General features: G+C 65.7%; 10 protein-coding genes. 6 read left to right on the top strand and 4 right to left on the bottom strand.

Annotated elements, in window-relative coordinates:
* The first annotated feature begins 14 nt into the window (after positions 1 to 14).
* The 6 genes from gcvT to ACN9M1_RS15680 all read left to right on the top strand — a co-directional run bounded on the left by gcvT (position 15) and on the right by ACN9M1_RS15680 (position 9,479).
* On the top strand, positions 15 to 1,142 hold the full coding sequence (gene gcvT, locus ACN9M1_RS15655; protein WP_426395777.1) for a glycine cleavage system aminomethyltransferase GcvT: 1,128 nt from the start codon (positions 15 to 17) through the stop codon (positions 1,140 to 1,142).
* A 41-nt stretch (positions 1,143 to 1,183) separates the two neighbouring features.
* Positions 1,184 to 1,564 carry a glycine cleavage system protein GcvH gene (gcvH, locus tag ACN9M1_RS15660; protein WP_426395779.1) on the top strand — a complete coding sequence of 127 codons (381 nt, stop codon included), beginning with the start codon at positions 1,184 to 1,186 and terminating at the stop codon, positions 1,562 to 1,564.
* Positions 1,565 to 1,630: 66 nt separating this feature from the next.
* Positions 1,631 to 4,570, top strand: coding sequence for an aminomethyl-transferring glycine dehydrogenase (gene gcvP, locus ACN9M1_RS15665; protein ID WP_426395781.1), 2,940 nt, complete (start codon positions 1,631 to 1,633; stop codon positions 4,568 to 4,570).
* A gap of 147 nt (positions 4,571 to 4,717) precedes the next feature.
* Positions 4,718 to 5,833: an alginate lyase family protein gene (locus ACN9M1_RS15670; protein WP_426395783.1), complete on the top strand. Its 1,116-nt coding sequence runs from the start codon at positions 4,718 to 4,720 to the stop codon at positions 5,831 to 5,833.
* A gap of 99 nt (positions 5,834 to 5,932) precedes the next feature.
* The gene (locus tag ACN9M1_RS15675) at positions 5,933 to 7,309 is read left to right on the top strand and encodes an L-serine ammonia-lyase (RefSeq protein WP_426395784.1); all 1,377 of its coding nucleotides are present in this window, start codon (positions 5,933 to 5,935) and stop codon (positions 7,307 to 7,309) included.
* Between the two features lie 115 nt (positions 7,310 to 7,424).
* Positions 7,425 to 9,479 (top strand): OPT family oligopeptide transporter, encoded by a 2,055-nt coding sequence (locus ACN9M1_RS15680; protein WP_426395785.1) that lies wholly within the window; start codon positions 7,425 to 7,427, stop codon positions 9,477 to 9,479.
* 23 nt (positions 9,480 to 9,502) lie between these two features.
* Here ACN9M1_RS15680 and ACN9M1_RS15685 read toward each other — a convergent pair whose 3' ends face one another.
* The 4 genes from ACN9M1_RS15685 to putA all read right to left on the bottom strand — a co-directional run bounded on the left by ACN9M1_RS15685 (position 9,503) and on the right by putA (position 17,297).
* Positions 9,503 to 10,636: a YbdK family carboxylate-amine ligase gene (locus tag ACN9M1_RS15685; protein WP_426395787.1), complete on the bottom strand. Its 1,134-nt coding sequence runs from the start codon at positions 10,634 to 10,636 to the stop codon at positions 9,503 to 9,505.
* Positions 10,637 to 10,641: 5 nt separating this feature from the next.
* Entirely contained in the window at positions 10,642 to 11,865 is a 1,224-nt protein-coding gene (locus ACN9M1_RS15690; RefSeq protein ID WP_426395789.1) for a cation:proton antiporter, read from the bottom strand.
* A 196-nt stretch (positions 11,866 to 12,061) separates the two neighbouring features.
* Complete coding sequence (locus ACN9M1_RS15695) at positions 12,062 to 13,195, bottom strand: branched-chain amino acid ABC transporter substrate-binding protein (RefSeq protein WP_426395791.1); 1,134 nt, start codon at positions 13,193 to 13,195, stop codon at positions 12,062 to 12,064.
* Positions 13,196 to 13,325: 130 nt separating this feature from the next.
* Entirely contained in the window at positions 13,326 to 17,297 is a 3,972-nt protein-coding gene (gene putA / locus ACN9M1_RS15700; protein ID WP_426395793.1) for a trifunctional transcriptional regulator/proline dehydrogenase/L-glutamate gamma-semialdehyde dehydrogenase, read from the bottom strand.
* Positions 17,298 to 17,903 lie beyond the last annotated feature (606 nt).

Below are 17,903 nucleotides of genomic sequence, written 5' to 3' on the forward strand. Positions count from 1 at the left end.
AGCCGAGAGATTCCATGACGCTCCAACACACGCCGCTCAACGCCATCCACCGCTCGCTGGGCGCCCGCATGGTCGACTTTGGCGGCTGGGACATGCCCGTCAACTACGGCTCCCAGATCGAAGAACACCACGCCGTGCGGCAAGACGCCGGCATCTTCGACGTCTCGCACATGTGCGTGGTCGACCTCACCGGTGCGCGCGTGCGCGACTTCCTGCGGGGGCTGCTGGCCAACAACGTCGACAAGCTGCAAACCCCGGGCAAGGCGCTCTACAGCTGCATGCTGAACCCCAAGGGCGGCGTGATCGACGACCTGATCGTCTACTTCTTCCGCGAAGACTGGTTCCGCCTGGTGGTCAACGCCGGCACCGCGCCGACCGACCTCGAGTGGATCGTCGCGCAAAACGAAGCCGCTGGCACCGGCGTGACCATCACCCCGCGTCGCTCCGACAACAATGCTGGCGCCGAGCCGCTGGGCATCCTCGCCGTGCAGGGCCCGAACGCGCGCGCCAAGACCTACGCCGCGCTGCCCGGCACGCAGGCTGTGGGCGACGCGCTCAAGCCGTTCAATGCAGGCTTCGTCACCGTGGAAAACGTGGGCGAGATCATGGTCGCCCGCACCGGCTACACCGGTGAAGACGGCTTCGAGCTGGTGGTGCCCGCCGCGCAGATCGCCGGCGTGTGGGAGCGCCTGCTGCAGGCCGGCGTGCGCCCGGCAGGCCTCGGCGCGCGCGACACGCTGCGCCTGGAAGCGGGCATGAACCTCTATGGCCAAGACATGGATGAGCACGTCTCGCCGCTGGACGCAGGCCTCGCCTGGACGGTCGATCTGCAAAGCGAGCGCGACTTCACCGGCAAGGCTGCACTGCAAGCCGGGGGTCAGCGCGAGCAGTTCGTCGGCCTGATCCTGCGCGACAAGGGCGGCGTGCTGCGCGCCCATCAGAAGGTCATCACCCCCGCCGGTGATGGCGAGATCACCAGCGGCACGTTCAGCCCGAGCCTGTCGCTCTCCATCGCGCTGGCGCGCTTGCCGAAGGATGTGGCCATCGGCACCGACGTACAGGTCGAGATCCGCGACCGCAAGTTGACCGCGACTGTGGTTAAACTGCCGTTCGTGCGCAATGGCAAGGCGCTGGTCAGCTGAACCCGAATTCCAATCATTCCAATCTTCCGGAGAAACCTTTCATGAGCAACTTTCCTGCTGATCTGAAGTACACCGAACACGACGAGTGGGTCCGCGTTGAAGCCGACGGCACGCTGACCATCGGCATCACCGACTTCGCGCAAGATGCGCTCGGCGACATCGTTTTTCTGGATCTGCCGGAAGCCGGCCGCGCCGTGTCCAAGGACGAAGCGATTGCCGTGGTGGAATCGGTGAAGGCCGCTTCCGACATCTACGCACCCGTGTCGGGCGAGATCATCGCCAACAACGAGGCCGCTTCGGGCGCACCCGAATCCGTCAACACCGATGCCTACGCTGCATGGCTGTTCAAGATCAAGCCGGCCAACGCCGACGACGTGAACGCCCTGATGTCGGCCGCGCAGTACGCTGCCACGAAAGGCTAAGCCACACCTCAAGCCGATGCGCCTCACCTGCGCATCGGCTTTTTCTGTTTGATTCGAGCCCTTGCCATGAACGCTCCGCACCCCGCTTCCTCGGCGCTGTCTGCCGAACGCCCTTCCCTGGCTGACCTGGAGGCGCGCGACGCCTTCTCGCACCGCCACATCGGCCCGTCTGCTGAAGAGCAGGCCACCATGCTGGCCGCGCTTGGCTACGACAGCCGTGCCGCGCTGATCGACGCCGTGATCCCCGCCGCCATCCGCCGCCAAGACGTGATGCCGCTGGGTGAATTCACGCAGCCGCTGACGGAAGAAGCGGCGCTGGCCAAGCTGCGCAGCATCGCCGGGCAGAACCGCGTGGTCAAGAGCCTGATCGGCCAGGGTTATTACGGCACGCACACGCCGGGCGTCATCCTGCGCAACATCCTCGAGAACCCCGCCTGGTACACGGCCTACACGCCGTATCAGCCGGAAATCTCGCAGGGCCGCCTGGAAGCGATGCTGAACTTCCAGCAGATGGTGATCGACCTCACCGCCATGGACATCGCCAACGCGTCGATGCTCGACGAGGCCACCGCCGCCGCTGAAGCGATGACGCTGCTGCAGCGCATCGGCAAGTCGAAGTCGACCGTGTTCTTCGTCGCCGACGACGTGCTGCCGCAGACGCTGGAAGTCGTGCGCACGCGTGCCGAGCCGATCGGCGTGCAAGTCGTGACGGGCCCCGCTGCCGATGCCGCCAAGCACGACGCCTTTGGCGTGCTGCTGCAATATCCGGGCGCCAACGGTGCGCTGCTGGGCGATCTGGCAACGTACCAAGCGCTGACCGACGCCGTGCACGCTGCGGGCGGTCTGGTCGTTGCTGCCGCTGACCTGCTGGCACTCACGCTGCTCGCCGCGCCAGGCGAATGGGGTGCCGACGTGGTGATCGGCAACACGCAGCGCTTTGGCGTGCCGTTCGGCTTCGGCGGCCCGCACGCCGGCTACATGGCCGTGCGCGATGCGTTCAAGCGCTCGATGCCCGGTCGCCTCGTTGGCGTGACGATCGATGCGCAAGGCAACTCGGCGTATCGCCTCGCACTGCAAACGCGCGAGCAGCACATCCGCCGCGAGAAGGCCACGTCCAACATCTGTACCGCGCAGGTGCTGCTGGGCGTGATGGCGTCGATGTACGCCGTCTACCATGGCCCGCAAGGTCTGAAGCGCATCGCCCAGCGCGTGCACCGCCTGACCGCCACGTTGGCGGCCGGCCTGCGCGCGATCGGCTACACGCTGGAAGCCGATGCCTTCTTCGACACGCTGACGGTCGCCACCGGCCCGCGCACCGCCAACCTGCACATCGCTGCGCAGGCGCACGGCATCAACCTGCGCCAGATCGACGACGCGCGCCTGGGCATCTCGCTGGACGAGACCGTCACGCGCGCCGATGTGGTCGCCCTGTGGGACGTGTTCGCGCATGCCGCACACGCTGCTGCGCCGGACTTCGACAAGACCGAAACCAGCGTCGCCGATGGCTATCCGGCATCGCTCGTGCGCCAGAGCGCATACCTGACGCACCCGGTGTTCAACGCGCACCACTCCGAGCACGAAATGCTGCGCTACCTGCGCAGCCTCGCCGACAAGGATCTGGCGCTCGATCGCACGATGATCCCGCTGGGCTCGTGCACGATGAAGCTCAACGCCACCGCCGAAATGCTGCCGGTGACGTGGCCCGAGTTCTCGAACATCCACCCGTTCGCACCGGCCGACCAGACCGTGGGCTACCGCGAGATGATCGACCAGCTCGAACAGATGCTGTGTGCCGCCACTGGCTACGCGGCCGTCAGCCTGCAGCCGAACGCCGGCTCGCAGGGTGAATACGCTGGCCTGCTGATCATCCACGCGTACCACGCGAGCCGTGGCGAAGGCCACCGCAACGTGTGCCTGATCCCGTCGTCGGCGCACGGCACGAATCCGGCATCGGCGCAGATGGCCGGCATGCAAGTTGTCGTGGTTGCTTGCGATGAGCGCGGCAACGTCGATCTGGCTGATCTGGAAAAGAAGGCGGCTGAGCACAGCAAGAACCTCGCGGCCATCATGATCACGTACCCGTCCACGCACGGCGTGTTCGAGGAAGGCGTGAAGCGCGTCTGCGAGATCGTGCACAGCCACGGCGGTCAGGTGTACGTGGATGGCGCCAACATGAACGCGATGGTCGGCACCGCCGCACCGGGCCACTTCGGCGGCGACGTCTCGCACTTGAACCTGCACAAGACGTTCTGCATTCCGCACGGCGGTGGCGGCCCGGGTGTTGGTCCGGTAGCCGTGGGCGCGCATCTGGCGCCGTTCCTGCCCGGCCGCGCAGCTTCGGGTGAAGACGCCAGCCAGAACATTGGCAACGTGTCGGCTGCGGCGTTTGGCTCGGCGTCGATCCTGCCGATCTCGTGGATGTACATCGCCATGATGGGCGCGGCCGGCCTGACCGCTGCCACCGAGACGGCCATTCTGTCGGCCAACTACGTGGCCAAGCGGCTCGCCCCGTACTACCCGGTGCTGTACACGGGGGCACACGACCTGGTGGCGCACGAGTGCATTCTCGACATCCGTCCGCTGCAGAAGGAATCGGGCATCAGCAACGAAGACATCGCCAAGCGCCTGATGGACTTCGGCTTCCACGCACCGACGATGAGCTTCCCGGTGCCCGGCACGCTGATGATCGAGCCGACCGAGAGCGAGCCCAAGGTGGAACTCGACCGCTTCATCGACGCGATGATCGCCATCCGTGGCGAAGTCGACAAGGTGATCTCGGGCGAATTCGACCGCGAAGACAACCCGCTCAAGCACGCGCCGCACACCGCCAACGTGGTGATGGCTGACGACTGGTCGCACAAGTACACGCGCGAGCAGGCTGCCTACCCGGTGGCATCGCTGCGCAAGCAGAAGTACTGGCCGCCGGTTGGCCGCGCAGACAACGTCTACGGCGACCGCAACCTGTTCTGCGCCTGCGTGCCGATGAGCGAGTACGCGCAAGACTGACGCGCTTGATGGGATACGGTGGCGTGCAGCGCGCCGCCGTATCACATGTAAGCGTGCGCAACTGCTGTAACCGTTCTCACAATCGACGCTCGCTCGGGTGCCTCGCCGGCTAAGGTGGCTGCAACCCATCCACCGACGAGGCCTTCCATGCCGATGATCTCCCGCGCCCCGCTCCTTCGCCTGTTCGCCTGCGCCGCCGCCATTGGCGCGTGCGCCACATGCGCGCCCACGCAGGCTGAAACTGCGGCGCCCACGTACGCCAATGCGCGTTCCGCCCCGGGTGTGCGCGACTGGTGCAGTGTTTCACCGGCCGAATCGGGCGATCCGGCTGCCGTCAAGCTCATCGCCCGCGCGACACAGCACCTCGCGCAGACGCCTCACCCGCTGCCGCGCCTGCACACCGAAGGCACGCTGCCGCACCAGGGCATCTACGACGAATCCGTCAGCGCCGCGCGCGACTTTCCGCTCATGCGTGACGCAGCACTGGCCTGGCGCCTCACCGGCGACAAGCGCTTTGTCGAGCAGGTCGACGCCTTCCTGCACGCGTGGGTTGGCACTTACATGCCGAGCTTCAACCCGATCGACGAGACCAAGTTTGATGCGCTGATTCAGGCGTACACGCTGGCGCGCGATGGCTTGACGCCCAGCACGCGCGATGAAACGCAGCGCTTTCTGCGCACGCTGGCCGAGGGCTATATCGCGCGAACCAACGCTGCCAAGCAACCGCTGTCGCACACGTGGATCAACAACTGGCAGAGTCACCGCATCAAGCTCATGACGATGTCCGTTGCTGCGCTGGGGGATCGCACGCTGATGGCGCAATCGCGTCGCCTGTTTTTGCAGCAGCTCGCCAACAACGTGCGGCCAGATGGCTCGGTGGAAGATTTTGAAGACCGCGATGCGCTGCACTACGTGGTCTACGACCTGGAGCCGCTCACGCTGGCCGCGATTGCCGTGCAGCCGTACGGCCAGCACTGGCTGCGCGAGCGTGCGAGCAACGGCGCCACACTCGCTGCCGCCATCGATTGGCTGGTGCCGTACGCCGATGGCAGCCGCACGCACGAAGAATACGTTCACTCGCACGTGCCCTTCGACAAGACGCGCGCCGATGCGGGCCTGCCCGGCTTTGCCGGCCCGTGGTCGCCGAAGAACGCCGCCACCCTGTTCTGGCAGGCCGCGCGGCTCGACCCGCAATACCGCCCGCTGGCCGAACGGCTGGTCGCCACCGCGCCCGATTGGCTGGCGCTGTGCGCGGCCCGCTGATCGGCGCATCATTTCAACAGCGGACACGCATCCCCTGGCGCAAGTGGCCACAAGCCGACTTGCGCCTTAACGCTTATCAAGCCCCCGGAGCCTTACCCCATGGCTGTTTCTGTTTTTGACCTCTTCAAGATTGGCATCGGCCCGTCCAGCTCGCACACCGTCGGCCCGATGCGCGCCGCGCTCATGTTTGCCTCCGGCCTCGAAGCCGATGGGCTGATGCCGCAAGTCGCCAGCGTGCGCGTGGAGTTGTATGGCTCGCTCGGCGCCACCGGCAAGGGCCACGGCACCGACCGCGGCGTCATCCTCGGCCTGATGGGCGAGGCGCCGGACACCATCGACCCCGACACCATCGACGCCAAGCTCGCCGAGTTGCGCGCCTCGCAATCGCTGTCGCTGCTGGGCCGTTACCCCGTGCGCTTTACCGAGAAGGAGCACATCGCCTTCTACCGCCGCGAGGCCATGGCCGAGCACCCGAACGGCATGAAGTTCCACGCCTTCGATGCGGCCGGCGAGCGGCTGCGCGAGGCGCGCTACCTGTCGGTGGGCGGTGGTTTTGTCGTCACGGCGGGTGCGCCGAATTCGCAGGTGCTATCGGCGCACGACCAACTGCCGCATCCGTTCCGCAGCGGCAAAGAACTGCTGGCGATGTGCGAATCGACGGGCAAGTCCATCGCGCGTTTGATGCTGGAAAACGAACTGGTCTGGCGCACCGAAGCGGAAGTGCGCACCGGTCTGCTCAACATCTGGCACGTCATGCAGGCGTGCGTGTCGCGCGGCTGCCGCACCGAAGGTGAACTGCCCGGCCCGTTCCACGTCCGCCGCCGCGCGGCTGAGCTGTACGCACGGCTCACCGGTCAGGCGGAACGCACGCTGTCCGATCCGCTGTCGGTGATCGACTGGGTCAACCTGTACGCGATTGCCGTCAACGAAGAGAACGCCGCCGGCGGCCGCGTGGTGACGGCGCCGACCAACGGCGCGGCGGGCATCATCCCGGCCGTGCTGCACTACTACGACCGCTTCGTGCCCGGCGCGAATGACAACGGCGTGGTGGATTTCCTGCTCACCGCCGGCGCCATCGGCATGCTCTACAAGATGAACGCTTCCATTTCTGGTGCGGAAGTCGGCTGCCAAGGCGAAGTGGGCGTCGCGTGCTCGATGGCGGCGGGTGCGCTCGCCGCTGTGCAGGGCGGCACGCCGGCGCAGGTCGAGAATGCGGCGGAGATCGGCATGGAGCACAACCTTGGCCTGACGTGCGACCCCGTTGGCGGCTTGGTGCAGATTCCGTGCATTGAGCGCAATGCGATGGCCTCGGTGAAGGCGGTCAATGCTGCACGCATGGCGTTGCGCGGCGACGGCACGCACTATGTATCGCTCGACTCCGTCATCAAGACGATGCGGGAGACGGGGGCGGATATGAAGACGAAGTACAAGGAAACGGCGCGCGGCGGGTTGGCGGTGAATATTGTGGAGTGCTGAGCCGCGCCACCAAATATCCGGAATTAGAGGGATCTGCAAACTCAAACCCTCCGTCCTGCGGGCCCGTGCGCTTCTATAATCCGCGCCACAAGCCCCCTCTTAGGAGACCCGCAGGATGCAATCCCTCCATCCTCCCAAGCACATTCCGGCCGCAACCCTGCCGGAGCTGACACTGCGCGGCATGGTCCTCGGTGCCCTCATCACCGTCGTCTTTACCGCGTCCAACGTGTACCTCGGCCTGAAAGTCGGCCTGACGTTTTCTTCGGCGATTCCGGCGGCAGTGATCTCGATGGCGGTGCTGCGCATGTTGGGCGGCACGAACATCCTCGAGAACAACATGGTGCAGACGCAGGCGTCTGCGGCGGGGACGCTGTCTTCCATCATCTTCATCCTGCCCGGCCTGGTGATGATCGGGCATTGGCAAGGTTTTCCGTTTTGGCAAACGTTTGGCGTCTGCATGGCCGGCGGCATGCTGGGCGTGGTGTTCACGATCCCGCTGCGCCACGCGATGGTGGTACAGAGTGATCTGCCTTACCCCGAAGGCGTGGCGGCAGCGGAAATCCTGCGCGTGGGCAGTGGCCACGCGGCCGATGGCTCGGATGCCACCAATGACGACACCGTGCCCGCCGCCACCGGCATGCGCGATCTTGCTGCCGGCGGCATCGTCGCGGCCATCGTGGCGTTTGCCACCAGTGGCCTGCGGCTGCTCGGCGAAGGTGCAAGCTGGTGGTTTGCCGCGGGTGCCGCGGTGGTGCGCCTGCCGCTGGGCTTTTCGACGGCGCTGCTCGGCGCGGGCTACCTCATCGGGCTGGTGGCGGGGATTGCCATGCTCGTCGGCCTGGTCATCGCCTGGGGCATCGCCGTGCCGTACCTCACATCGATTACGCCCATGCCGGTGGGTAAGGCGCTGTCGGCGTTCGGTACCGACATCTGGCGTACACAGGTCCGCTTCATCGGCGCAGGCGTGATTGCGGTGGCGGCCGTGTGGACGCTGGCCACGCTGATCAGCCCCGTGGTGCAAGGCGTGAAGCGCTCGTTCGGCAGCTTGCGCCCGCAAGGCGATGCCAAACAGCGCACCGAGCAAGACATGGCGCCGCGCTGGATCTTGCTGGTCACGCTGGCCATGGTGGTGGTGCTGGTGATCACCTTCGCGGCGTTCTTGGCACCGACCATGCTGTCGGCCGGCTCGCGCTGGACGCTGATTACCTGCGCGGTGATCTTCGCGGTGGTGTTCGGCTTTCTGGTGGCAGCGGCGTGTGGCTACATGGCCGGGCTCATCGGGTCGTCGTCGAGTCCGATCTCGGGCATCGGCATCATCGCCATCACCTTGGTGTCGCTGCTGTTGTTGGCCATTGGCGCGAACAACGGCCTGATGGGTTCGCCGGAAGCGAGCAAGCTGGGCATTGCGCTGGCGATCTTCACCACCTCGGCCGTGGTGGCCGTGGCGACCATCTCCAACGACAACCTGCAGGATCTGAAGACCGGCTGGCTGGTCGGGGCCACGCCGTGGCGTCAGCAGGTGGCGCTGCTGATCGGCTGCGTAGCGGGTGCGGCGGTCATCTCCCCGGTGCTGGAACTGCTGTACAACGCGTACGGCTTCCCGGGTGCGCTGCCGCGCGCGGGCATGGATGCCGCACAGGCGCTGTCCGCGCCGCAGGCCACGCTCATGACGGCGATTGCCACCGGCATCTTCACGCACCAGCTCGAATGGAACATGGTGATTGCCGGCATCATCGTCGGCGTGATCCTGATCGCCATCGACTGGGCGCTTAAGCAGCGGGGCGGCGTCGCGCGTCTGCCCGTACTGGCAGTGGGCATCGGTATCTACCTGCCGCCGACGATCAGCACGGTCCTGGTCACCGGTGCCGTGCTGGCGTGGGTCATCGAGAAGATTCTCCGCAAGCGCGCGCAAGCGGCCGGCGTGCCCTACGAGCGCTATGCCGAAGTGCCGAACCGCCACGGCGTGCTGCTGGCGTCGGGCCTGATCGTGGGCGAAAGCCTGGTCGGCGTGCTGATGGCGGCCATCATCGGCGGCACGGGCAAGGATGCGCCGCTGGCGATCGTCGGCGCGTCGTTTGAAGGCACGGCGCAGTGGCTGGGGCTGATCGTGTTTGCGCTGGTGTGCTGGGCGTTCGCGCGCCGCGTGCTGGCGGTGCGCCCCACGTACTAATGCACTAACTAATGAATCGACATCTACGCGGGCTGCACCAAGGCCTGCGTCCAACGCCCGCAACCGCGTCGCACGGTCTCGTGCAGGTTGCGGGTTTCATTTTGGGCGCGGCGGATCCATTCGGCATCCGTATCGCGCGCCTCCACCACCTCGCGCACCATGTCGAGTGCACCTTCGGACGACAGCGCCTCGGCGTGCGTTGACAGCACCTTGCTCGTCTCCAGGATGTGATCGGCCAGCGCGCCACGGTTGCCGGTGGCCGGGTCGACGTATTCGCCCGCCAGCCCAAAGCGGCACGCCTGGAAGCGGTTGAACGTATAGACGAGGTAGTCGTCTTCCACCGGCGTGAATGGGCGATCGAGCAGCAGCCAGCGGCCCAGCGCCTGGATGTAGGCGGCAATGGCGGCGGCGCGCTCAACGGTGAGCGGGGTGTCCATCACGCGGACTTCGATCGTGCCGAATTCGGGCTTGGGGCGGATGTCCCAGTAGAAGTCCTTCATGCTTTCGATCACGCCGGTGGCGTGCATCTTGTCGAAGTACGCGATGAAGGCGTCCCACGTCAGCACGAACGGCGCGCGGCCCGACATCGGGAAGGCGCTGACCGAGTTCATGCGCGCGGAAGCAAACCCGGTATCCACGCCCTGCACGAACGGCGACGATGCCGCGAGTGCAATGAAGTGCGGCACGTAGCGCGACATGGCGTGCAGCAGGTACAGCGCGTCGTCCGGGTTCGGGCAGCCAATGTGCACGTGCTGCCCGAACACGGTGAACTGCTTGGCCAGATAGCCGTACAGATCCGAGATGTACTGATAGCGCGGCGACTGCGAAATCTGGCGCTGGCTCCACTGCTGGAACGGATGCGTGCCGCCGCCGCAGATGCCGATGTTCAGCGCCGTGGCCGCATCGGCCATGCGGTCGCGCATCTCGCGCAGTTGCCACAGCGCCTCGTCGTGGCTGTGGCAGATGCCGGTGGAGATCTCGATCATCGAATCGGTGATCTCCGGCTTGATGTCGCCGGGGTGCTCTTTGCCCTTGAGCATGCGTAGCAGGTCGGGCGACGCCGAAGCCAGGTCATAGTCATGGCGATTGACGAGCTGCAGTTCCAGCTCAACGCCAAATGTCAGGGCTTCGGATTTCGAGAACGGTTCGAGGGACATGGGGCTCAACGCCTCCCTTCGTCTTGTCGCACCTCACCCGCCCAGCGCAGCGAACGCGCGGTCAGGATGGGGGCGACGATTTGCTGGATCGCCAGCGTGCACAGGATGATGGCCGCCAGCGGACCACCGGTTTGCGGGTACAGCGCCGCCGTATCGTGCATCAGCAACCATGACAATCCCGACATCGGCCCAAGCGCCAGGCCCAGCGCCACGCTCTGACGCATCGACAGGCCCGAGAACGAACCCAGCGCGGTGGTGCCGGCCAGCTTGGCGATAAAACGCGCCAGCACCAGTGCCACAGCCGCCACACCGCCGATCATCCAATCCGACGCCTTGAGCGGCAGGCCGAGCGAGACGATCATCACCACGATCAGAATGCTGCCCGCACTGCCGAAGTGCGACGGCCATACGCGCGGGTGGTCGTCCTGATGCTTGAAGACCACGCCGGCCAGCAGCAGCGTGAGCGGCACGGAGAGCTTCAGCAACTTGGCCAGCGCCAAGGCAAACAGCACGAGGCCGACCAGCACCAGGAAGGCATAGTGGTCATCGCCCGCCATGCGGTGGTACAGCGTGTGGCCCACCTTGCCGACCACCCAGGCCAGCGCAACGGAGCCGACCAGCAGATAAAGCGGATGCAGCAGTGCAGCGCCCCAATGCCCGTACTCGCTGTGCAGCCAACCGGCAGTCAAGGGCACCAGCACGCTGGCGTAGATGCTGTTGAGTGCGCCGAGCGAGAGCAGCCGTTCCGTCACCTGGCCTTCGGCGCGCAACTCATTCTTCAGTTGCAGAAGCACGGTGGGCGAGGTGGCCACTGCAATGGCGCCCGCGGCCACCGCCACCGGTACGGCCACGCCAATCGCCTGAAGGATCCAGGTGACGAGGCCCCAGGTCAGCAGACTCTCGAAGCCACTGGTCAGCAACAGCCAACGATTGGCACGCAGCCACTCGAACGAGAGCCGGTGCCCCAGCTCGAACAGCGCCAGCGCGAGCGCCATCTCGATCAGGATGTGGGTCTGGTCGAGCATGTCGGCGTCGATCAGCGGGCGGCCGAGCACGCCCGCCGCCAGGCCCGCCACCGCGTAGCCCACGATGCGTGGCAACTTGAATGCCACGCGCGCAAACTCGCCGCACAGCGCCGCACCCACCAGCGCCAGCCCGATCCAGAACAGGCCGCCAGGAGCGGGCGGCCACGCAGGGAAGAGATCGTGAAGTCCTGTCATGGCCGACATGGTACCCGAAGGCCTCCGCCGGAAAAGTCAGTCAAGCACTGACACGCGATAAGACCGTGTTACACGATATTTAATAATAGATCGAAGATTTTCGATGCAGATGTCAGCAACTCTGTGTTTGGAGGGCGCGTCGCTGCCAAAGAAAAACCGCCCCGGAGGGCGGTTTTCATCCTGCGAATGGAGGAAACCGATCGGCTTACTTGCCGCCGACGCTCTCCAGCGGTGCCCACTTGCCACCGGTGACCTTGTAGACGGTGATGCCGCCGTCCTTCAGGTCGCCCTTTTCGTCGTAGGCGTAGTGCTTGGCGGTCACGCCTTGCGCGTTGGTCGCTGCCAGGATCGGCAGGTACTTGGCCGGATCCGACGAGCCAGCCGCAACCATCGCCTTCATCAGGGCCATCGCGCCGTCGTAGGCGTACGGCGAGTACGTCGCCACCGGCGTGCCGAAGCGCTTCTCATAGCGGGCCTTGTAGCCTGCGCCACCCGGCATCTGCTCCAGCGGCAGGCCAGCCAGCGATGCCACCATGCCTTCGGCCGCTTGCGGGCCGGCCAGCTTGATGAACTCGTCGGTCTTGGACATTTCGCCCGACATCAGCGTGGACTTGATGCCCAGTTCGCGCATCTGCTTGAGCAGCGGCGCGGATTGGCCTTCGGCGCCACCGTAGAACACGGCGTCCGGGTTCTTCGACTTGATCTGCGTCAGGATGGCCTTGAAGTCGCTGGCCTTGTCGTTGGTGTACTCGCGACGCACGATCGTGGCGCCGGAAGCCTTGGCAGCCTTCTCGAACTCGTCAGCCAGACCTTGGCCGTAGGCGGTGCGGTCGTCAATGATGGCGATGTTCTTGTAGCCCAGCTTCTTGACGGCAAACGAGCCGACCACCGAACCCTGCTGGGTGTCGGAGGTCATCATGCGGAAGGTCGTCTTGTAGCCTTGCTTGGTGTATTCCGGGGCCGTTGCCATGGCGATCTGCGCGATGCCGGCCTGGTTGTACACGCGCGATGCCGGGATGCTCGTGCCCGAGTTGAAGTGGCCGAGCATGCCCTTGATGCCGCTATCCACCAGCTTCTGTGCAACGGCAGTGCCCGTCTTCGGATCAGCCTGGTCGTCTTCGGCCAGGAGCTGGAACTTGACTTCCTTACCGGCAATCTTCGGGTGCGTGGCATTGAACTCTTCAACGGCCAGGGTCGCGCCGTTCTTCATGTCCGTGCCGTATTGCGCTTGCGGACCCGACATCGGGGCAGCAAAGCCCAGCTTGATGACTTCCTGGGCCGATGCGGCACCACCCAGCGCGCACAGTGCGGCGGCCAGACACAGTTGCTTCAATTTCATTTGTGCGTCTCCTAGTTCAAACGCAATTTGGATCAATAGCGCGACGGGATCACCATCGCCCTCCTCCCGCTTCGCATTCCACCCGCACCCGTCGTGTGGGTGAAACCGCGAATCCTGCTCGTGCTCCCCGTCAGCCGATGGTCATCAGGCTGGCGTTACCACCCGCCGCGGCCGTATTGACCGACAGCGAACGCTCGATCAGCAGGCGCTCCAGCGCCAGCCCTTCCCCACCATGCGGCAGGCCTTGCACGCCGACGATCGGGCCTGCACGTCGTGCCAGCCCTTCGCAGATAGCGCGCAGATGGTCCGAATCGCCGTGGTGCAGCACCGCATCAAACGCCGCTTCGTCGGTCGACCCGACCACACGGACGCGCGATTGTACTGCCGCCGGCAGGCCCCGCAGTACCGCTTCAATGGCAGGGTTTTCCTGCACAACCGCCGTACTGCCAACCGCCAGCACGGCCGCCAGTTGGCGCAGCCAATCGGCCGGATCGGCGGCCACACACAGCACCGCTTCGCGCGGCAGCAGCGTGTAGGTGTTGCGTTCGCCGGTCGGGCCGGGCAGCGTGGCCGTGGCACCAGCGGCCGAGGCAGCGGCCAGGCGTTCGCACAGCGTTGCCAGCTCGGGCGATTGCTTGCGCGCCCAGTCGGCCAGCGCATCGAACGGCGCCAGCAGCGCGCGGCGCGCATCGGTATCGACTTCAGTGCCGGCGCCCGCCGTGAGCGACAGCGCGGTGCGCATGCCGTCCTGCGGACACGTCGACAGCAAACGCAGCAGATACAGCGGCCCGCCCGCCTTCGGGCCCGTGCCCGACAGGCCTTCGCCGCCGAACGGCTGCACGCCCACCACGGCGCCGACGATATTGCGGTTCACATACAGGTTGCCGACGTGGGCGCGGTCCACCACGTGCGCGATGGTCTCGTCGATGCGCGTGTGGATGCCCAGCGTCAGGCCGTAGCCGGTACCGTTGATCTGCTCGATCAGCTTGGTCAGGCCGGTGTTGTCACCCGAGCGCTTCCAGCGCACCACGTGCAGCACGGGGCCGAAGATCTCGCGCGTCAGGTCCGACAGGCTATCGAGTTCGATCACCGTCGGCGGCACGAAGGTGCCATGTGCGCACGCATCCGGCACCGGCGCCTGATGCACGCGGCGGCCCTTGGCCCGCATGCCTTCGATATGGCCGACGATGTTGTCGCGCGCCTCGGCGTCGATCACCGGGCCGACATCCGTGGCAAGGCGATCCGAATTGCCCATCGCCAGTTCAGCCATGCCGCCCTTGAGCATCGTGAGCACGCGGTCGGCCACGTCGTCCTGCACGCACAGCACGCGCAGTGCCGAGCAACGCTGGCCTGCGGAATCAAACGCGGACGACAGCACGTCCGCCACCACCTGCTCGGCCAGCGCGGACGAATCCACGATCATCGCGTTCTGGCCGCCGGTCTCCGCAATCAGGGGGATCGGTGCGCCGTTAGCATCCAGCCGGCCAGCCAGCGTGCGCTGCAGGATGCGCGCGACTTCGGTCGAGCCCGTGAACATCACGCCCTTGGTGCGCCCATCCTTCACCAGCGCGGCGCCGACGGTCTCGCCGCGGCCCGGCAGCAGCTGCACGGCACCGGCCGGTACGCCGGCTTCGCGCAGGATGCGGACAGCCTGGGCGGCGATCAGCGGCGTCTGCTCGGCGGGCTTGGCGAGCACCGGATTGCCGGCGGCCAGTGCCGCGCTCACTTGGCCGGTGAAGATCGCCAGCGGGAAGTTCCACGGGCTGATACAGACCACCGGACCCAGCGGGCGATGCGTGTCGTTCGAGAAACCACCACGCACTTGCGCTGCGTAGTAGCGCAGGAAGTCCACGGCTTCGCGCACTTCAGCGATGGCGTTGGACAGCGTCTTGCCCGCCTCGCGAATGATGAGCCCCATCAGGTGCTGCATCTCGCCTTCCATCAGGTCTGCTGCGCGATCGAGCAGCGCGGCGCGCGCTTCGGGAGGCGTGGCTTGCCAGATCGGCGCGGCGGCGGCGGCGGCCGTCAGCGCGGCATCGACATCCGCTTCCGTGGCTTCCGTCACGTGGCCAACCACATCGCGCAGGTCCGACGGGTTGCGCACCGGCTGCGGCGTGCCACCTGCGTACGGTGCATCACCGATGGTCGGCTCGGCGGCCCAGACCGTGCTGGTGCCAGCAAGAAGGGCGGACGACAACGACGCCAGGCGCTGCTCGTTCGCCAGGTCAATGCCCGACGAGTTTGCGCGAACGTCACCGTAGAGGTGGCGCGGCAGCGGAATCTTCGGATGCGGCATGCCGAGCGTCCCTTCATCGGCGTGCATCTTTTCCACCACGGCCACCGGATCGGCGACGAGGTCGTCCAGAGGAATCGACTCGTCCGCAATGCGGTTCACGAACGAGGTGTTGGCGCCGTTTTCCAGCAGACGGCGCACGAGGTAGGCCAGCAGCGTTTCATGCGTGCCGACCGGCGCGTAGATGCGGCACGGGCGGTTCAGCTTGCCCGGCTTGTTGCCGACCACCTGCTCGTACAACGGTTCGCCCATACCGTGCAGGCACTGGAATTCGTACTGGCCGGGGTAATAGTTCTGGCCGGCCATCTGGTAGATCGCGGCCAGCGTGTGCGCGTTGTGCGTGGCGAACTGCGGGAAGATCGCCTCCGGCGCGGCCAGCAGCTTGCGCGCGCAGGCCAGGTACGACACGTCGGTGTAGACCTTGCGCGTATAGACCGGGTAGCCCTCCAGGCCGTCCACCTGGGCGCGCTTGACCTCGCTGTCCCAGTAGGCGCCCTTCACCAGGCGGATCATCAGGCGGTGCTTGCTGCGGCGGGCCAGATCGATGATGAAGTCGAGCACGAACGGGCAGCGCTTCTGGTAGCCCTGCACCACGAAGCCGATGCCGTTCCAGCCGGCCAACTCGGGCGCAAAGCACAGGCGTTCCAGCAGGTCGAGCGACAGCTCCAGACGATCGGCTTCTTCCGCATCGATGTTGATGCCGATGTCGTATTCACGCGCCAGCATCGCCAGCGCCTTCACGCGCGGGTACAGCTCATTGATCGTGCGGTCGTACTGCGCGCGGCTGTAGCGCGGGTGCAGCGCCGACAGCTTGATGGAGATGCCCGGCCCTTCATAGATGCCGCGCCCGCCCGAAGCTTGCCCGATCGCGCGGATGGCCTGCTCGTACGACGCGAGGTAGCGCTGCGCGTCTTCCTCCGTCATGGCGGCCTCGCCGAGCATGTCGTAGGAATAGCGGAAGCCTTCGGCTTCAAACTTGCGCGCGTTGGCCAGCGCTTCGGAAATGGTTTCGCCGGTGACGAACTGCTCGCCCATCAAGCGCATCGCCATGTCCACGCCCTTGCGGATCAGCGGCTCGCCGCTCTTGCCGATGATGCGCGTGAGCGCCTTCGACAGGCCGGCTTCGTTGTGTGTGGCGACCAGCTTGCCCGTCAGCAGGAGACCCCAGGTGGCGGCGTTGACGAACAGCGACGGGCTCTGACCCAGGTGCGAGTGCCAGTTGCCGTTGCTGATCTTGTCGCGGATGAGCGCATCGCGCGTGGCCTTGTCGGGGATGCGCAGCAGCGCTTCGGCCAGGCACATCAGCGCCACGCCTTCCTGGCTCGACAAGGAGAACTCTTGAATCAGGCCCTGCACCAGACCTTCGCGGCCGGCGCCCGCCTTCTGTGAGCGGAGCTTGCCCGCGAGGTTGCGGGCGAGCTGCTTGGCTTCTGCAGCGAGCGCGCCCGGCAAGCGGGCCTGCTCCAGCAGCATCGGAATGGCTTCGGTTTCCGGCCGGCGGTACGCGGCCGTGATGGCAGCGCGCAGCACCGATTGCGGTTGCACACTCTGCGCGAATTCGAGGAACGGTTGCACCACGGCATCTTCGCCATCGTGCATGTCAGAGACGGCTGCGGCGGCGGACGGGAGGCCATCCGTCGCCGGGCCGTTTGCATCTGTTGGCAGCTGCCCCCGCTCCACTTGATCCAAATACGTGAAGATCGCCTGCTTGATCAGCCAATGCGGCGTGCGGTCAATGGACTGCGCAACGCGCTTGAGGCGTTCACGCGAAGCATCGTCCAGTTTGACCCCGAGGGTGGTTGTAGCCATGTGGGTTCCTATCCGTAGCTGCCATTGCCAAAGCTTGTGGCCGGCAAATTGGAGCGGATCATACGCCCGGCGGTTTGGAGGGTGCAACCTAGTACAACCCCTTGGTTCGAAAGGGGTAAATTTGGTGCAACCGCACGTGGTGTTGGGGTGGCTTTTTCTGGGTTTTGGTTTGGGGTTGGTGGTCCATCCCCGGTATCGTCCCCTGCCGGGGCCGACTCACTTTTCTTTGTCTTGCCAAAGAAAAGTAAGCAAAAGAAAGGCGCGCCCGAGATGGCGACCCCCTCCTTGAATTTCCGTAACCGGGCGGAGGCCGGGAAAACTCGCTGCGCTCAGACAGTTCCCGGCCTTTTTTCCGCCCGCTTACGAAAATTCAAGGCGCCATCAAGGGCAGGAACGTCAAAGGCCAAACCGACGGGGCACTAATGCAAGCGCCAGGAAGAATTGTTTTAGAGCGCAAAGCCGAAGGCTGCGCTAGAGCCGAAGTAGCGCGGGAGCAATCGATGGTTTGGTTTGGTTTGCTTTGCCCTTGCCCTAGATGGCGCCTTGGATTTTTGTTGCGGGGAGGAAAAAGGAAGGAGCCTTGTCTGAGCGCAGCGAGTTTGGCTC

It is taken from the genome of Ralstonia sp. R-29, assembly GCF_049913345.1.
GTDB lineage: Bacteria > Pseudomonadota > Gammaproteobacteria > Burkholderiales > Burkholderiaceae > Ralstonia.